This window comes from Roseibium sp. RP-7 (assembly GCF_053005225.1).
The window spans coordinates 121,624-137,539 of sequence record NZ_JBRKQA010000001.1; the positions used below are offsets into that span (position 1 = coordinate 121,624).

The window sequence follows — 15,916 nt, forward strand, 5'->3', positions numbered from 1 at the left end:
TGCTGGAAACAATGATCTATTCGACCATGCCTTGTCGCGGGTGTGGTTACGTGTCTTCTGGTTGTAAAGAAAATGTCTTGTTTCCGTTAAGTAAATTCTCCAAGTTAGAGGCCGTTTGGTCTCGTCGTTTAGGCGTTGCAGCATGATCCTGGTTGAAGAAGGACAAAGCCCGCTGATTGTCTGCCTGCCCCATTCGGGCACGGAGATCCCGAACGCTGTCGAAAAAAGACTGAACGCCACGGGCCGTCTTCAGGCCGATCTCGCCTGGCGCCTGGAACGCGTGTTCGACTTTCACGGAGAGTTGAGCGCGACAGTGCTGCGCTCCACCATTTCCCGCTACGTTGTCGATCTGGACCGCGATCCCAAGACACCTGTCAGCGCTGCGCAGGATCCAGCGCGCGCCTTGTGTCCCGCCACCACGCTGGATGGCAAGCGCATCTATCAGGAAGGCGAAGAACCTGGCCCGACCGAGATCGAACAACGCACGCTGCTTTTCTATACGCCCTTCCACAAGGCCCTGCGCCGCCAGATCGACCGGCTTTTGCGAAGTCATCGCAAGGTGATCGTGCTGGATTGCCAGTCCATGCGTTCGAACATCAAGGGCGTGACCGAAAATGGACTGCCGCTGGTCAGTATCGGCACGGCGGACGGAAAGTCGTGTGATCCGGACCTGCGCAATGTGCTGGTCGGCTCGTTCAAGGGGCGGGAAGGGTATACGGTCAGCGTCGATGAGCAGACCCAGGGTGGTTTCATCACCCATACGTTCGGTCGACCGGACCGCGGCCTGCATGCGATGACGTTGCTGCTGGCACAACGCTCTTACCTGCGCCATGAATCACCGCCTTTCGAGCCGGACAAGGTGCGAATGGCCCGTCTGACGGCCGTCCTGCAGGATGCAATGACCCGGCTGGTGGACTGGACGTCGGTGGGCGGTGCTTCATCTGGTCAGAACCAGATTGAAAGCCTGCCCTTGCCGGTGGAAGAGCCTCTGGTGGAGACGATGGACGCTGAAGACAGCGGCAGCAACGCTGGCCCGGTTACCGACAATGCCGAAGCATTGACGGAAGGCGCGGCAGAAATCCCGGACGATATTTCGGCGGAAACGCCTGACGCGGCACCGGAAAAGGCGGAGATCAGCCCTGCCAATCCATTGACCCTGCCCAAGGTATCCAGCGCCCAGACGAGCAAGGTCGAGGACGGACCTGTCACGCCCTTGCTGGTGGCCGAGTAAGCTTTAGACGGTCAGACCACGTTCTTTTCGATAATCGGTGTTCCGGCAGCCAGCCGGTCGAACGCCAGCGGCGAGAGATCCAGCGTCTGATAGCCGCCTGTCACGACCAGTTCCGCAAGGCCGCGCCCAACCGCGGGTGACTGCTGCAGGCCATGTCCTGAAAACCCGAGTGCCAGATAGAACCCGTCCAGCCCCTGCACTGCGCCGACAAAGGCGTTGTGGTCGAAGAGGTTCATGTCATAGCAGCCGGCCCAGGCAGCCCCCGGCCGGATTGCCTCGAAAGCGGGAACGCGCGTTGCCAGTGTCGGCCAGATATGTTCTTCGAAAAGGCCATAATCGACGTCGAAATCGTGGCAGTCCGGATCGCGATCTTCAGGCGGCGCCGAACCGCAGATGTAACCGGTGCCTTCCGGGCGCGCGTAGGTGCCGTTCGGATCGATCAGCAGCGGAAAACGCTCCAGCTTGTCCTTGCATTCAAAGGTAAAGACGCAGCGCTTTTTGGAAACGATCGGAACGTCCATTCCGGCCTGACGGCAAAGCTCGGCTCCGCCGGAAGCTCCGGCGCAGTTGACGACGACAGGTGTCGACAGTCTCTCGCCCGTCGATAGCTCAACGCTCCAGCCGCCATTGCCGTCGGATGCCACCCTGGCCTTTGCGGCAATGTAGTCGACATCCAGCGACCGGGCCTTCTTGCGGAAGGCCTGCATCAGGCCATAGCCGTCGAACCAGCCTTCGCCTGTGACGCCATGACAGCCTGCGGCAAGGTCGGAAACCTCCAGCCAGGGAAACTTCGCCTTGAGACCGTCCGGGTCAAGAAAAGCGATGTCCGCGCCGAGCTGCTGCTGCAGGCGGTGATTTTCCTGAAGGATATTGAGCTTGTCGGGCGTTGCCAGAAACAGGTAGCCACCCTCGTGAAGATCGATAGCGGGCTTGTCGCCGTTCACGTTGAGCGCTGCTCCGATCTCCCGCAGAAAGCGGATGCCGTAAAGCGAAATCTCGATGTTGATGGCGCTGGAGAACTGTTGGCGAATGGACGCTGCCGAACGCGCGGAAGCGCAGGTTTCATAGGCGGGATCCGCCTCGATAACGACGATGCGTCCGGAAAAATCGTCGCGCATGGCCAGGTGGCAGGCGACGGACGAGCCCATGACGGCTCCCCCTACGATGACGACATCCGCAGTCTGGTCCGCCATGGAGCCTCCTCAAGCGCTGTCAGGAAAAACAACGGGCCTGCTGACGCAAACCCTTTTCAAGAGAACCGAACGAGAGACGGGCGGCTTGGCCGCCCGCGTCAAATGTCATGACTTCAGGGTCTTAGAAGAACGCCTGCAGGCCGGTCTGTGCACGACCGAGGATCAGCGCATGAATGTCATGCGTGCCTTCGTAGGTGTTGACCGTTTCCAGGTTCTGGGCGTGGCGCATGATGTGGTATTCTTCCTGGATGCCGTTGCCGCCGTGCATGTCACGAGACTGGCGGGCGATATCCAGGGCCTTGCCGCAGTTGTTGCGCTTGATCAGCGAGATCATTTCCGGCGCCACCTTGCCGGCGTCGAACAGCTGGCCGACACGCAGCGCTGCCTGCAGGCCGAGCGTGATTTCGGTCTGCATGTCCGCCAGCTTCTTCTGGAAGAGCTGGGTCTGTGCCAGCGGGCGGCCAAACTGTTCGCGGTCGAGGCCATATTGACGGGCGCGGGTCCAGCAGTCTTCTGCAGCGCCCATTGCGCCCCAGGCAATGCCGTAGCGTGCGCGGTTGAGGCAGCCGAACGGGCCTTTCAGGCCGGAAACATTCGGCAACAGGGCATCTTCACCCACTTCCACACCGTCCATGACGATTTCACCGGTGATGGAGGCACGCAGGGAAAGTTTGCCGCCGACCTTCGGTGCGGTGAGGCCCTTCATGCCCTTGTCGAGCACGAAGCCGCGGATGGCACCGTCATGAGCTTCCGACTTCGCCCAGACGACGAAGACATCTGCGATCGGAGCGTTCGAGATCCACATCTTCGAGCCGGTCAGCTTGTAGCCGCCGTCGATCTTTTCCGCGCGGGTGCGCATGCCGGCCGGATCGGAACCTGCATCGGGCTCGGTGAGGCCGAAGCAGCCGACAAACTCGCCGCTTGCCAGTTTCGGCAGGTATTTCTGGCGCTGTTCTTCCGAGCCGTAGGCATAGATCGGGTACATGACCAGCGAAGACTGCACGCTCATCATGGAGCGATAGCCGCTGTCGACACGCTCGATCTCGCGGGCAACGACGCCGTAAGCGACATAGGATGCACCGGCGCAGCCGTAGTCTTCCGGCAGGGTGACGCCCAGAAGGCCGAGTTCACCCATTTCGTTGAAAATGCCCCGGTCGGTCTTTTCCTCGCGGTAGGCTTCAATGACGCGCGGCAGCAGCTTTTCCTGGGCAAATGCGCGAGCCGTATCCTGGATCAGCTGTTCGTCTTCCTTCAGCTGGTCGCGCAGGTGAAACGGGTCCTGCCAGTCGAAGGAGCCGCCACCGGCCGGTGAGGACTTAACATTCGCGGGTGCGTTCATGGTCGTGTCTCCCAGGCCGTGATCCGGCCAATGATGTGCGGCCGCTAGACGGCCAGGGTCATTCTATTTCCTCTAGTCTTGCCTCAAATCCGTTTGCGTAAAAGCGAAACCTCGTCCATCATTCATGACGAAATGGAATGAAGTAGGGGAATTTGCCATGCGGCGCGCCTTCGTCCCGCCGGCAGACACGCTGATCGCGTTCGAATGTGCCGCCCGGCATCTGAGCTTTACCCGCGCCGCGGAGGAACTGCACCTGACGCAGGGCGCAGTGTCCAAGCAGGTTCGCCAGCTGGAAGACAGGCTGGGCGTCGAGCTGTTCCGGCGGGTTCGCCAGCGCATTGTCCTGACCGACGCAGGCCGGATCTACCTTCACGACATCCGAGGAGCGCTGGAACAGATGACCGCGGCCACGCGGCAGGTGATGTCCTATGCCGGCAGTGCGGACGTTCTCAACCTCGCGGTTCTGCCGACCTTTGGCACCCGCTGGCTGGCACCGCGGATTGCTGATTTCGGGCGCCGCTATCCGGATGCTGGCCTCAATCTGAGTGTGCGTCTGCAGCCGTTCGATTTCGACGAGGAGCCGTTTGACGGCGCCATTCACCACGGCGACCCGGTCTGGGCGGGGGCGATCGCCGAGCGGTTGTTCGACGAGGAAGTCATCCCCGTTGCCTCACGCGTCTTTCGCGATCGGCACCAGATCCGCACACCTGCCGATCTTGCCCGCGTGCCGCGCCTGCAGCTTGCAACACGCCCGCTTGCCTGGCGGCAGTGGTTTGATCTTGCAGGCGTGGAAACAGATGCCGCCTTCCAAGGCGCGCGTTTCGAACAGTTCGTCATGATCTCCGAGGCTGCGATCCACCACGCCGGAGCCGCGCTGATCCCGCGTTTTTTCGTCGAGGCGGAACTGGCCTCAGGACGTCTCGTCCGGCTTTTCGACCTCTCCCTGTCACAGCAGACGGCGTATTATTTCGTCTATCCGGAGGGCCGGACGATGCGGCCGGTGGTGTCTGCATTCCGAAAATGGCTGATGGAGGAAGCCCGCACCGCACGGACGCGCCGGGAAACAATGCTGCCGGGCTGAAGCAGGCGTCAAGACAGTGCGTCCCCACGACGGTTCCCCTGGACCCGACTTTTTAGTGATCGGCAGAAATTGAAACCGGCGGGCACATGGCCCACTTTTCAGCGGAACGATTGCACCTTGCCGGCGTTTTGCTCAAAGGCACCATTCGGAGAGACCAGTCCCGCTTTCAAACTGCCATAGCCCGGCCCCGGGTTATGATCTGCTGCCATGCCTGATGGCAATTTTCCCTGCTCGTGTAGGAAAGCAGCAGGTACAAGGAGACGTAATTGGAAAAGCACCATCTGCGCCTGATCCTCAATGGCAAGTCCGCCGGCCGTGACGATGTCCGCAGTGCGGTGGAGGCCGTACGGTCCATGGGCCACAATGTCTCCGTTCGCGTGACCTATGAGGCCGGCGATGTCGAGAGACTGGTTCGCGATGCCCTGCGCGATCACGAGAGCGAGCGGATCGACACGCTTGTCAGCGGCGGAGGCGATGGCACCTTGAACGAGGTTCTGGATGCGGCCCTGCATGATTTGCCCGAAGGGGAAAAACCTCCCTTTTCATTTGCGGTTCTGCCTCTTGGAACGGCAAATGACTTTGCCAATCACATTGGCCTTGATCCGGCGGACATCACCTCCTGCCTGAGGTTTGCCGTGCGCGCATCCGCCAAACCGACCGACATTGGCGAGGTCAACGGCTGTGTGTTCATCAACATGGCAACTGGCGGCTTTGGTTCACAGGTGACATCACAGACCGACCCGAACCTGAAGCGCGTTCTTGGCGGGGCTGCCTATCTCTTCACAGGTCTGCAGCGGTTTTCGGAACTTTCGGCCTGCGAAGCCCGTATCGAGGCGGATGATTTCTCCTGGGAGGGCTCGTTCCTGGCCCTCGCTGTGGGCAATGGCCGCCGCGCTGGCGGCGGCATTCGGCTGTGCCCCGATGCCAAGCTCGATGACGGCTTTCTCGATCTGACCATCGTTCCCTTCCCGCAGTCGGGCAAGGTGATCGACCTTTTGTCGGTGCTGCTGGACAGCGGCGTTGACGACATCAACGGCGGCCCGATCCAGCGCAAGGTGCGCAATCTGAAAATCGAGACCCAGCAGCCCGTGCAGTTCAATCTGGACGGCGAGCCGATGAATGGACAGTCCTGGCAGATTGGGATAAGGCACCACCAGATCGACCTCAGGCGCTGACGGTCGCCGCGCCCGGCAGCAGGCTGAAACGACGTCTTTCCGTCAGCCGTGCAAGGTGCGGGAAGGCGCAGGGCACGGCTTTCAAGAGACGGACAGCATGGACGAATACCAGCTCAAGAATTTCCTCAAGTTCGCGCCTGCCAGGCTGGGGCTGGTGCCGAAAAAACACCTGCTCGTCCACATTCCCAAGAACGGCGGCATGTCGGTGCGCCATGCCAAGGCGCTGGAAGGCAATCTGGTTCTTGCCAACCGGCGCCGCCTGAAAAGCAAGGCTTATGCAAACGCGCTGATGACCTTCATGAGGGATCGCGGGCTTCATCCAGGCTACGAACATGCCCGGCTGCGGGATATCGACCTTTCGGTGCGTGCCGGCACGGTGCCTTTTGCGGTTGTTCGCAACCCCTGGGCACGGACTTTTTCCAGATTCAAGTTCTACCTCCAGACAAGCGGATCCCACGAGGCGGAATTCGATCTGACGGTGAAGGGGTTCGAGGAATTTCTGGAGACGCGCCACGAGTGGGGCAAGGTTGATTTCTTCTGGCACCGCGCCTCGCTCGGCTGGTACCCGCAAAGCGACTATGTGATCGACGAGAGGGGGAAGGTTGCGGTCAATATCCTGCGTCAGGAAAAACTGGGTCCGGAACTGGCAAGATATCTCGGGGCAGATGACACGCTCGAACAGCGCAATATCTCCCGCAATGCCCGTGCCGACCAGGGAGAATTCTACACCGACAGGAATATCGGGATCGTCGCCGACTGGTACAAAACCGAAATCGAACTGTTCGGCTTCGATTTCGATACGCCGGCAACACGGAACGTCTTTTTCAGCTGACCTCAAGTGCGACAGTATTTTGTGTGCTTCAAGATGCGCCTTACTCTGTCCGGCTCCAGACGCTGTTTCCATCGATAACTTCCTTGGTTATCCCAAGTGCATCGCGGTGTTCCCGGCCGATGTCGATCGCCACATAGTCTCGCCGCGCGCCGATGAACCTGTTCCTGAATTGTGCGGTAAAGGCATTCAGGTCTGGGTTCATGTAGTTCAGCTGTTTTTCCGGATCGAGTGTCTCATCCATCAGCTCGGCACATCTTGCAGCGAAATCGCTGTGCAGGAAGGAGGGGCTGGTTCCGAAGATCGGCCGCTTCTTGTTGAGACCCTTGCCGAGATCCATTCCGAGGAATGTCCTGCGGCCGGGTTCATAATGATAGAAGGACCGGTAGCCCCAGTTCTTTTCCCGGGTCATCAGGCTGATCTGGCGAACGTCGCGTGTCATTGCCTTTCTGACTTCTTCGGGACGGACATCCCGGTTCAGCACCCAGTCGTCTTCCAGGTGGAAGCACCAGTCCGCAACCGGCTGTCGCCAGAGCCAGCGGATTGCTTTTGTAAAGTGAGGCTTGTCAGGCTTGCGGGTGACGACATTGGCAAAATGCTGTTTGCAGATCTCCTCGCAGGCATCAACCTCCACAGGTCCGCCTTCAAAGGGATCGATGTTGACGTAAAGCGTTCCGATCTCGAAATGCCTGAACAACCGCTGTGAAAAGCTTGCCAGAGTTTTCTCCAACAGCTCAGGCCTTGCCCCCGAAACGAGGAGTACGTCGATTTTCACTGCGTCTGTCATCAAACCTGTCTGCAAATGAAGCCGGAAATGACCACCGTTAATCCACCCGTGCTTGAAATCGCCTGAATTCGCCTGGCGGGTCGTTCCCGTCGCGGTTATGCCAAGCCATCAGCCCGAACGCCAGCGATCTTTGACCTGCGCGCTGCCATATCATTATGACTTTTGCTGTTGCCAGCACATGTTCAAAGCATTCGGAAGTCAGGGTTCTCTTTCTTTTGATTTTGGAACCGACTATAACGCCGGAATCTTCGGTGCGAATTGAGGTGCCGGTCGGACGCCAGCGAATGACCCACAGTTTGCGAACTCTCTCAAACACCAGCGCCGCAGAAATGAAACTCACGTCCGCATTGCTTCTTGAAGAAGCTCTCACGGAACTGGATTGAGACAAAAGAGTCCGATGCAAAAAACAGCTCTCATCACGGGGATCACTGGCCAGGACGGCGCCTATCTCGCAGAACTGCTGCTAGAGAAAGGCTATACGGTTCACGGCATCAAGAGACGGTCATCGTCTTTCAACACAGGACGGATCGATCATCTCTATCAGGACCCGCACGACCGTGATGTGAAGCTGCACCTGCACTATGGTGACATGACGGATTCCACGAACCTCATCCGCATCATGCAGGAAACGCAACCGGACGAAGTATATAACCTCGCCGCGCAGAGCCACGTTCAGGTATCTTTTGAAACCCCGGAATACACGGGAAACGCGGACGCTCTCGGTACCCTGCGCCTGCTTGAGGCCATCCGGCTTCTTGGATTGAGCGAGAAAACGCGCTTCTACCAAGCATCCACGTCTGAGCTCTACGGAAAGGTACAGGAAGTTCCGCAGTCGGAAACCACTCCTTTCTATCCAAGAAGCCCTTATGCCGCGGCAAAGCTCTACGCCTATTGGATCGTCGTCAACTACCGCGAAGCCTACGGCATGCACGCCAGCAACGGCATCCTCTTCAATCACGAAAGCCCGATCCGCGGCGAAACCTTCGTGACCCGCAAGATCACCCGCGCCGCCGCCGCGATCAAGCTGGGCCTTCAGGACAAGCTCTACCTTGGCAACCTGGACGCCGAACGTGACTGGGGGCATGCAAAAGACTACGTCCGCGGCATGTGGCTGATGCTGCAGCAGGACAAGGCGGATGATTATGTTCTGGCGACGGGCAAGACTACCTCGGTGCGTAATTTTGTGAATTGGTCATTCTCTGAAGTGGATATCGCGTTAGATTGGCAAGGTTCCGGGGTAGATGAAAAAGGGATCGATGCGGCAACCGGAAAGGTTGTTGTGGAGATCGACCCTCGGTACTTCCGTCCGACCGAAGTCGATCTACTGCTTGGTGATGCCACGAAAGCATTCGAAAGACTGGGCTGGAAGCATGATCGAAGTGTTCGCGATCTCATTTCGGAAATGGTTACAAGCGATCTTCGGGAAATGAAGCCTTAGCCTTAAATGCTTCAGGGATTCAGACTATAATGCCAAGAGTTTTGCTGACCGGCGGTTCCGGTATGGTTGGGAAGAATTTGCTCGCGCATGAGCGACCCGACAACTTTGAATTTATTGCTCCCGACAGCTCGAAACTCAATCTTCTGGATTTCGACCAAACCGAAGCTTTTCTGAAGCGAGAGAAGCCGGACATCATTGTGCACGCCGCCGGCGTCGTTGGCGGAATTCAAGCCAATATCGCGAGCCCAGTCCGCTTTTTGACCGACAATTGGAATATGGGCAGCAACTTGATTACGGCTGCTCGGTCTGCAGGTGTTCCTCAACTCCTGAATATCGGCAGTTCTTGTATGTATCCCAAGGATCAGGACACGCCCCTCAAAGAAGCTCAAGTCCTCAGCGCCTCATTGGAACCCACCAATGAGGGCTACGCTCTTGCCAAGTGTGCCGTTGCAAGGCTTTGCGAATACATCGTTCGTGAAACGCCAGAGTTTCAATATAAAACAATAATTCCATGCAACTTGTATGGACGCTTCGATAAATTTGATCCTGCTGTCTCCCATTTGGTCCCTGCTGTCATACGCAAAATTCATCAGGCAACATTTGCCAAAAACAAAACGGTTGAGATCTGGGGAACAGGAGAAGCGCGCAGAGAATTCATGTTTGCAGAGGACTTGGCGGACGCAATATTTTTCTTCTTGGGTAAGTTTGAGAAGCTGCCGACGGTAGCAAATGTTGGTGTTGGAAAAGACTTCACCATTAATGAATACTACGAAATAACATCTAATGTTATAGGCTATTCCGGCAAATTTACGCATGATCTGACCAAGCCGGTAGGCATGAAGCGAAAATTGCTAGATGTCAGCCTGCAGTCCGAAATGGGCTGGAAGCCCAAGACGAGCCTGAATGACGGTATTCGCCAGACCTACGAATATTTCCTGTCCCTTGGAGAATGAAATGAATTACCCACTTGCAAGTACAACCTGGGACGAGCGTGAATATGAGGCGCTTCAGCGAGTAATTGAGTCCGGCATTTTCACAATGGGGAAAAAAGTCGCTGAGTTTGAACAGGAATTTGCAAGATTTGTAGGCAGTAATCATGCAGTGATGGTCAATTCCGGCTCTTCTGCAAATTTGCTCATGGTTGCGGCGTTGCGATATAGGTCGAACGCACCCATTCTGCCGGGCACGGAAGTAATTGTCCCCGCAGTGTCCTGGAGTACCACCTACTATCCCCTTTATCAGTATGGGCTGAAACTGAGGTTCGTTGACGTCGATGCTGAAACTCTGAATTACGACCTGGAACAGTTGGAAGGGGCAATCACGCCCGCAACTAAAGTCATCATGGTTGTAAATCTACTCGGAAATCCCAATGACTTCACAGCTATAAACAAAATTGTCGAAGGCAGGGACATCTTGCTACTAGAAGACAACTGCGAGTCTTTAGGTGCACTTTTTGATGGCAAACAAGCTGGTACGTTCGGACTCATGGGAAGTTACAGTTCGTTCTTTAGCCATCACATCTCCACAATGGAAGGTGGCTTGATCACTACCGACGACGAAGAACTATATCATATTCTTCTTTGCCTTCGTGCACACGGTTGGACGCGTAACTTACCAAAAGAAAATCATGTCGCCCCAATGAGCGATAATCCATTCGAGGAATCGTTCCGGTTCATTTTACCTGGATACAATGTACGCCCTTTGGAGATGAGTGGCGCAATAGGGCTCGAACAACTTAAGAAGCTTCCAGACATGGTGCTTGAGCGTCGGAGGAATGCTGAAAAGTTTCGTGATTTGATGGAAAAGTACCCATTCCTGAGAATTCAACGGGAAATTGGCCAGAGCAGCTGGTTTGGGTTCGCATTCACCGTCAAATCAGACATGGGCTATGATAGAGGGCAGATCATTGCTGCACTGAACAAGTCAGGTATCGAAGTACGCCCTATCGTCGCCGGTAATTTTACAAAAAACCAAACGATGAAGTGGTTTGACTATTCAATTTATGGCGATCTCAAAAATGCAAATGATCTTGACCAAAATGGGTTCTTCATTGGAAATCATCACTTCTCGCTATCGGATGAATTTGAAGTATTGGATCGGGTTCTGACTGCGGTTGTTAACGGTCAAATTTAGTTTATTCTTGCAGAGAGTTGTAATTTGCAATTCAAGAAAAGAGATTTGGTTCGCTGGATATGTTTGAGAATCGTAATATTAAACAGCTAATCGAATTGTCCGCGAACTATCGTAGCGGTTTTGTCCTCAAACCTTTGCGGAGATATTGTTGATAAAAGCAGCTTTTGTGTCTTCGTCGGAAAATTGGGTTTGGACGCGTCAATTTCCCAATCTAGAACCAATCTGGAACAATGTTTATTTTGATTTTTCCAATAATTTGGAAAATTGTGATATACTCTTTGTGTTTGATGCATTACCAATAAAATATTGCGGCAAAATTAAAGCTCGAAAATGCGTGTTTATAGCTTCAGAACCGCAGAACGTGAAAGTATATTCTTCGAATTTCTTGAGACAATTTGACCTTATCGTGACGACTGACAAGACTAGCCAACACCCAAATGCTGTCTATCAGCAGCCTGGATTGCCTTGGCATGTCGGTGTTTGGAGCGAATTCAACCGATTAAGTAATCTTCCACTTACCTTCGATTTTTTCAGGGACTACCAACCTAAGAAATCTAAATTGATCTCTGTAATTTCGTCAGATAAGGCGTTTACGGAGGAACATAGAGCGAGATTGCGCTTTGTGGACGCTCTTAAGTGTCATTTCGGAGATAGAATTGACTATTTCGGCCGAAACATTTGCTCGTTTACAGATAAAATGGAAACTCTTTCACAGTATAAATATCATATCTCATTAGAAAACTGCGCAATCTTAGATTATTGGACCGAAAAACTCTCAGACCCTTTCTTAACTCTGACATACCCAATATATCACGGTTGTCCAAACGTAAATGACTACTTTCCAGAAGGCGCACTATCAAAAATCGACATTCGTGATACGGAAGAATCTATTTCTAAAATAGAGCATATTATTAACTCGAGTTTAGCTGAAGAATCCGAAAGTCTATTAAAAGAAAGTAGACGAAGAGTCTTGTTTGAACACAATTTGTTTTCTGTTCTGGCCAAAATAGCCATCTCATTAAATCAAGATAAATACGGAGGTTACAAAAAAATTGAGTCGGAAAAGTTTTTCATAAAGAATACCTCAACTCTCAAGCGATATCGGAAACGCCTATCGCGTAGGATTGTAAATTTATTAGGCGAGTAGCCAATTGTTGTTTGCAGAAAACAGTTCGATTAGATTAGTTGGAGTTTTTCTGCCAATTTTCCCAAACAAACTCATAGCACCATGTTCTATGATGTGTTTTCGAGAGTTTCTCTGTGAGCGTGTTCCGAAGTTCTTTTGCATTATCTACAAAATCATGAAACTGTACTTGTATATTTTCAAATTTTTCAATTAACCCCGACGAAATCATGTGATCTAGGAGTTGATATTCAGAACCTTCTATATTTATCTTGATAAGATCGACATTCTTGATATGTAAAGAGTCGAAAACATCTGAAAATTTCTTAACAGTCACAGTTTCGATGCCATTAGCGTCAGATTTATGTAGTATGGATGAGCCGTCACCTTCATTGGAGAGTGTAAATCGACCGTTCTCGTCAGATAGTCCAAAATTAAAACAATGTACTTTTGAGTTTTGAGTAAACCTTTTTTCACATTTCTCAAAAAACTCAACGCTAGGCTCGAACAAATAAACGTAGCAACGGTACCGAATGTTGATTTGGTTTGCAAAGTCACCTTGAAACCCTCCCAAATCAAATACGGTTGAATCCTCATTAAGTGGATATGATAATCTCAATGTCTCATCTCCCTTATCCCGAAACCACCGTTTTACTTCTGTAAGGGGCGCTTCATTCTCCGAGTTTTGAAGTGAAGATTGTTTACGGAAAAGAAATAGACGTTTTATCCAGCTTAGCATTGCGAAAAATCTTCCTAGCGTTGAGCTTAATGTTATTATCGGAGGATAATTGCACACAACTAAAGCCTGAAGCAATTGCCTAGAATAGGCCTTAGTGCGACTGCAAATTTTATACATAACCAAGAAATATGATCAACTATCCATTATACGCCGCGTTAAAATGGCCTTTTCAACAAATGTTTCGAATACGAGCGCTATTTGGTGACATCCGTATTTCAGTGTAACCTTAATGTGAAGAAAGTGGTATGTATGAGCCGTTGTCGACAGGTATTAGTTGGTAGCAATTAACGAAATGGCACGGTCGCATCGAATGAAACAGCTCAAAACAATAGACACCTATGTTGTAAACTTGGAGCGATCAGAAAAACGTAGATCTGAAATGTCTACGAAACTTGATGCATTGAACATTCCCTATGAGTTTTTTGATGCGGTTGATGGTCGAATCGAAAATCACCCCCTGTTTGTAAGATATAGTGAGCGTTCTGCGCTAAAGCATTATGGGTTCGAACTCGCGCCTGGGGAACTTGGTTGTTATGCCAGTCATTTCCTTCTTTGGCAGCTCTGCGTTGAAAAAGATAAGCCAATTCTGATTTTAGAAGATGACATTGAGTTCAACTTTAATTTCAATTCAGCATATGAGCTTGCTGTTCAAAAAGTTCACGAATACGGTCTCCTCCGTTTATCCGGACACAAAATCAGAAAATATGCGATCTGCGAGCAAATAAGAGAACTAAAAATCGTTCGTTTTAAGCGAGGTCCGCACGGGACATCGTCATATGCACTTTCACCTCTTGCAGCAAAGAAGCTGATTAGTAAGGCTGAAGTTTGGTACGAACCGGTTGATGTTCATTTGGATAGATTTTGGAGTCACGGCGTTGAGAGTTTCGGGATTCAACCCTTCCCTGTCTCGCACGTTGCTACTTCGGAGGCTGATTCCGAAATTTGGCAAGGAAAACGGCGCGGTAGTCGTCCAAAAGAATTCAAGAAAAATACTCGCTTCATTCGTTTGAATGACTCTTTGCGGCGATTTTTTGTAAACATTCCATATATAGGTCGTTGGAAACATAAATAGTTTTTCGAAATATCTGGAAAGAGACGTATCAGAGAAAGTATAAGTCAGTTGATTATTGTTCAAATAACTGGTGGGCTAGGCAATCAGATGTTTCAGTATGCTATGGGACGATCACTGTCTGAGCAGTCTAGCATGCCATTGAAATTGGATATTTCAAGTTACGAGAATTATAAACCTCATTCATTTTTACTTGATAGGTTAAACATAAAAGCTGAGATTGCTTCCAGAGAAGAAATTCATGAAGTAAAGAAGAAAAAGAGAGAATTTAAGTTTCCATTTACAAATCGCAGATCAATAAATTATGTGAAAGAAGAGGGGTTCACATTCAATCCCGAAGTGTTGAATTTGAAAACATCGACTTATTTTTCTGGATATTGGCAAAGTGAGAAATATTTTAAAAATATCGAAACCCATATCCGAAAGGAGTTTGTGCTTAAAAAAGAACTTGCTCAAAGCCGAGAGAAAATCCGTAAAGAAATACGGGCTTCCAGAAAACCTGTTTCTATTCACGTTAGACGGGGTGATTACGTTAGTAACGCGAAGGCAAACGCATTTCATGGAACGTGCGAACCTGAATGGTACGCAAAGGCAATACAAGAAATTAGAAAAAATTCAGCGGAGATTACACCAGTTGTTTTTTCCGATGACATTGATTGGGTTAAGAAAAATATTGAATTAGATTGCAATGTCATTTGGGTTGAGCCCAATGAAGACGGCCATGACTTCGAGGACATGTACCTAATGTCAGTCTGCCAAAACCATATTACTGCAAATAGTACATTCAGCTGGTGGGGCGCGTGGTTAAACCCTAATAAGGATAAGCGCGTAATTGTGCCTCACAAATGGTTTAATTCCCAATCGATGAAAACCATAGACTTGATCCCAACTGGCTGGGAACGCCTTTAGATCAGATGTCATCGCTAATGTATACTTCAATATCTGTTTATCTTATTGCTAGTGTCTCACAAACAACGCCGTCAATCTCTTCGTTGAAATCTTCTCAAACCTGAACCCCTGCTCGACCAGAAAATGGCACACGGCTGGCAGGGTGGGGTCTTTGGTGAGGCCGCGTTCGGGGCCGCAGTCGACGCAGATGTAGTGGACGCGGTCCAGGATCTTGTCGGCACCTTTCAGGATTTCCGGCTCGGCGCCTTCGCCTTCGATCTTCAAGAGTTTGATCGAGCGGATGTCGTTTTCTTCGCAGCAGTCGTTGAGAGTCGTCGTTTCCACCTCAACAACAGAGCCGTAGCCGGAAAATTCGATGAGGGAGGAATCGGCCGTGTCCGATTTCTCATAGAATTTGAGTGTCGTCTTTTCGTGCCACAGGGCGCGTTGTTCGACAGTGCCGCCCGGGTTGTTGAGCTTGCAGCAGGCGGCCTCGTCCCGGCCGGGCTCGAAGGCGATATAGCGGACGGACTTGCCTTCAAGGCGCAATCCGAGGCCGATCTCGCCTATGTTCGCGCCGCAATCGATGACAACGTCGCCGTCTGAAATCATTGCCGGGTCGATGAAATAGTCGTCCAGAAGGCCCTTGGTTCTCGGCTGAACACCGTAACGGTAGAAGCCGACGCGTTCGCTGTGAAGAAAGGAGATCTCCTGGCCCTTATCGTCCCGAACGCGGAAGACCGGCTCATCTGAAACAACCTTGATGTTCCAGCGCTTCTTGCTCCGCAGCGCATTCGAGAACGTGACATACCAATTGAAAAGCTTTGCGAAGGTCTGCCGGTTCGGGTGACGGACGATGAAATTGTATAATCTTTTTTTCTTTTTCATGTT

The 15,916-nt window shown here is 52.1% G+C and carries 16 protein-coding genes; 10 read left to right on the forward strand and 6 right to left on the reverse strand.

Going from position 1 to position 15,916, the window contains the following annotated elements; genetic code table 11:
* Positions 1-142 precede the first annotated feature (142 nt).
* Positions 143-1,231 carry an N-formylglutamate amidohydrolase gene (locus ACVDG9_RS00525; protein ID WP_447237043.1) on the forward strand — a complete coding sequence of 363 codons (1,089 nt, stop codon included), beginning with the start codon at positions 143-145 and terminating at the stop codon, positions 1,229-1,231.
* 11 nt (positions 1,232-1,242) lie between these two features.
* Here ACVDG9_RS00525 and ACVDG9_RS00530 read toward each other — a convergent pair whose 3' ends face one another.
* Positions 1,243-2,424 carry an NAD(P)/FAD-dependent oxidoreductase gene (locus tag ACVDG9_RS00530; protein ID WP_447237044.1) on the reverse strand — a complete coding sequence of 394 codons (1,182 nt, stop codon included), beginning with the start codon at positions 2,422-2,424 and terminating at the stop codon, positions 1,243-1,245.
* A 121-nt stretch (positions 2,425-2,545) separates the two neighbouring features.
* Positions 2,546-3,763, reverse strand: coding sequence for an acyl-CoA dehydrogenase (locus tag ACVDG9_RS00535; RefSeq protein ID WP_152504934.1), 1,218 nt, complete (start codon positions 3,761-3,763; stop codon positions 2,546-2,548).
* 157 nt (positions 3,764-3,920) lie between these two features.
* On the opposite strand from ACVDG9_RS00535, the gene gcvA reads away from it, so the two are divergent.
* The 3 genes from gcvA to ACVDG9_RS00550 all read left to right on the forward strand — a co-directional run bounded on the left by gcvA (position 3,921) and on the right by ACVDG9_RS00550 (position 6,851).
* The gene (gene gcvA / locus ACVDG9_RS00540) at positions 3,921-4,844 is read left to right on the forward strand and encodes a transcriptional regulator GcvA (RefSeq protein WP_022999230.1); all 924 of its coding nucleotides are present in this window, start codon (positions 3,921-3,923) and stop codon (positions 4,842-4,844) included.
* A gap of 266 nt (positions 4,845-5,110) precedes the next feature.
* A complete protein-coding gene (gene yegS, locus ACVDG9_RS00545; RefSeq protein ID WP_022999229.1) occupies positions 5,111-6,019 on the forward strand; it encodes a lipid kinase YegS in 909 nt (302 codons plus the stop codon).
* 97 nt (positions 6,020-6,116) lie between these two features.
* On the forward strand, positions 6,117-6,851 hold the full coding sequence (locus tag ACVDG9_RS00550) for a hypothetical protein (protein WP_447237045.1): 735 nt from the start codon (positions 6,117-6,119) through the stop codon (positions 6,849-6,851).
* A gap of 40 nt (positions 6,852-6,891) precedes the next feature.
* On the opposite strand, the gene ACVDG9_RS00555 is transcribed toward ACVDG9_RS00550, so the two are convergent.
* Both ACVDG9_RS00555 and ACVDG9_RS00560 read right to left on the reverse strand, forming a co-directional pair.
* On the reverse strand, positions 6,892-7,635 hold the full coding sequence (locus ACVDG9_RS00555; protein WP_447237046.1) for a hypothetical protein: 744 nt from the start codon (positions 7,633-7,635) through the stop codon (positions 6,892-6,894).
* 37 nt (positions 7,636-7,672) lie between these two features.
* Positions 7,673-7,975 (reverse strand): hypothetical protein, encoded by a 303-nt coding sequence (locus tag ACVDG9_RS00560; protein ID WP_229005413.1) that lies wholly within the window; start codon positions 7,973-7,975, stop codon positions 7,673-7,675.
* A gap of 57 nt (positions 7,976-8,032) precedes the next feature.
* Between ACVDG9_RS00560 and gmd the strand changes: the two genes are divergently transcribed.
* From gmd to ACVDG9_RS00580, 4 genes are all read left to right on the forward strand, one after another.
* Positions 8,033-9,073 (forward strand): GDP-mannose 4,6-dehydratase, encoded by a 1,041-nt coding sequence (gmd, locus tag ACVDG9_RS00565; protein WP_447237047.1) that lies wholly within the window; start codon positions 8,033-8,035, stop codon positions 9,071-9,073.
* Between the two features lie 29 nt (positions 9,074-9,102).
* Entirely contained in the window at positions 9,103-10,026 is a 924-nt protein-coding gene (locus ACVDG9_RS00570) for a GDP-L-fucose synthase family protein (protein ID WP_447237048.1), read from the forward strand.
* 1 nt (position 10,027) lies between these two features.
* Complete coding sequence (locus ACVDG9_RS00575) at positions 10,028-11,206, forward strand: DegT/DnrJ/EryC1/StrS family aminotransferase (RefSeq protein ID WP_447237049.1); 1,179 nt, start codon at positions 10,028-10,030, stop codon at positions 11,204-11,206.
* 148 nt (positions 11,207-11,354) lie between these two features.
* Positions 11,355-12,353: a glycosyltransferase family 10 domain-containing protein gene (locus ACVDG9_RS00580; protein ID WP_447237050.1), complete on the forward strand. Its 999-nt coding sequence runs from the start codon at positions 11,355-11,357 to the stop codon at positions 12,351-12,353.
* Between the two features lie 34 nt (positions 12,354-12,387).
* Here the strand turns inward: ACVDG9_RS00580 and ACVDG9_RS00585 are convergent, their stop codons facing one another.
* On the reverse strand, positions 12,388-13,068 hold the full coding sequence (locus ACVDG9_RS00585) for an FkbM family methyltransferase (protein WP_447237051.1): 681 nt from the start codon (positions 13,066-13,068) through the stop codon (positions 12,388-12,390).
* A gap of 310 nt (positions 13,069-13,378) precedes the next feature.
* Here ACVDG9_RS00585 and ACVDG9_RS00590 point away from each other — a divergent pair, with 310 nt between their 5' ends.
* Together ACVDG9_RS00590 and ACVDG9_RS00595 are read left to right on the forward strand one after the other, a co-directional pair.
* Positions 13,379-14,140: a glycosyltransferase family 25 protein gene (locus ACVDG9_RS00590; protein WP_168686585.1), complete on the forward strand. Its 762-nt coding sequence runs from the start codon at positions 13,379-13,381 to the stop codon at positions 14,138-14,140.
* 39 nt (positions 14,141-14,179) lie between these two features.
* Positions 14,180-15,046: an alpha-1,2-fucosyltransferase gene (locus ACVDG9_RS00595; protein ID WP_267480472.1), complete on the forward strand. Its 867-nt coding sequence runs from the start codon at positions 14,180-14,182 to the stop codon at positions 15,044-15,046.
* 48 nt (positions 15,047-15,094) lie between these two features.
* On the opposite strand, the gene ACVDG9_RS00600 is transcribed toward ACVDG9_RS00595, so the two are convergent.
* Complete coding sequence (locus ACVDG9_RS00600) at positions 15,095-15,913, reverse strand: FkbM family methyltransferase (RefSeq protein ID WP_447237052.1); 819 nt, start codon at positions 15,911-15,913, stop codon at positions 15,095-15,097.
* Between the last annotated feature and the right edge of the window lie 3 nt (positions 15,914-15,916).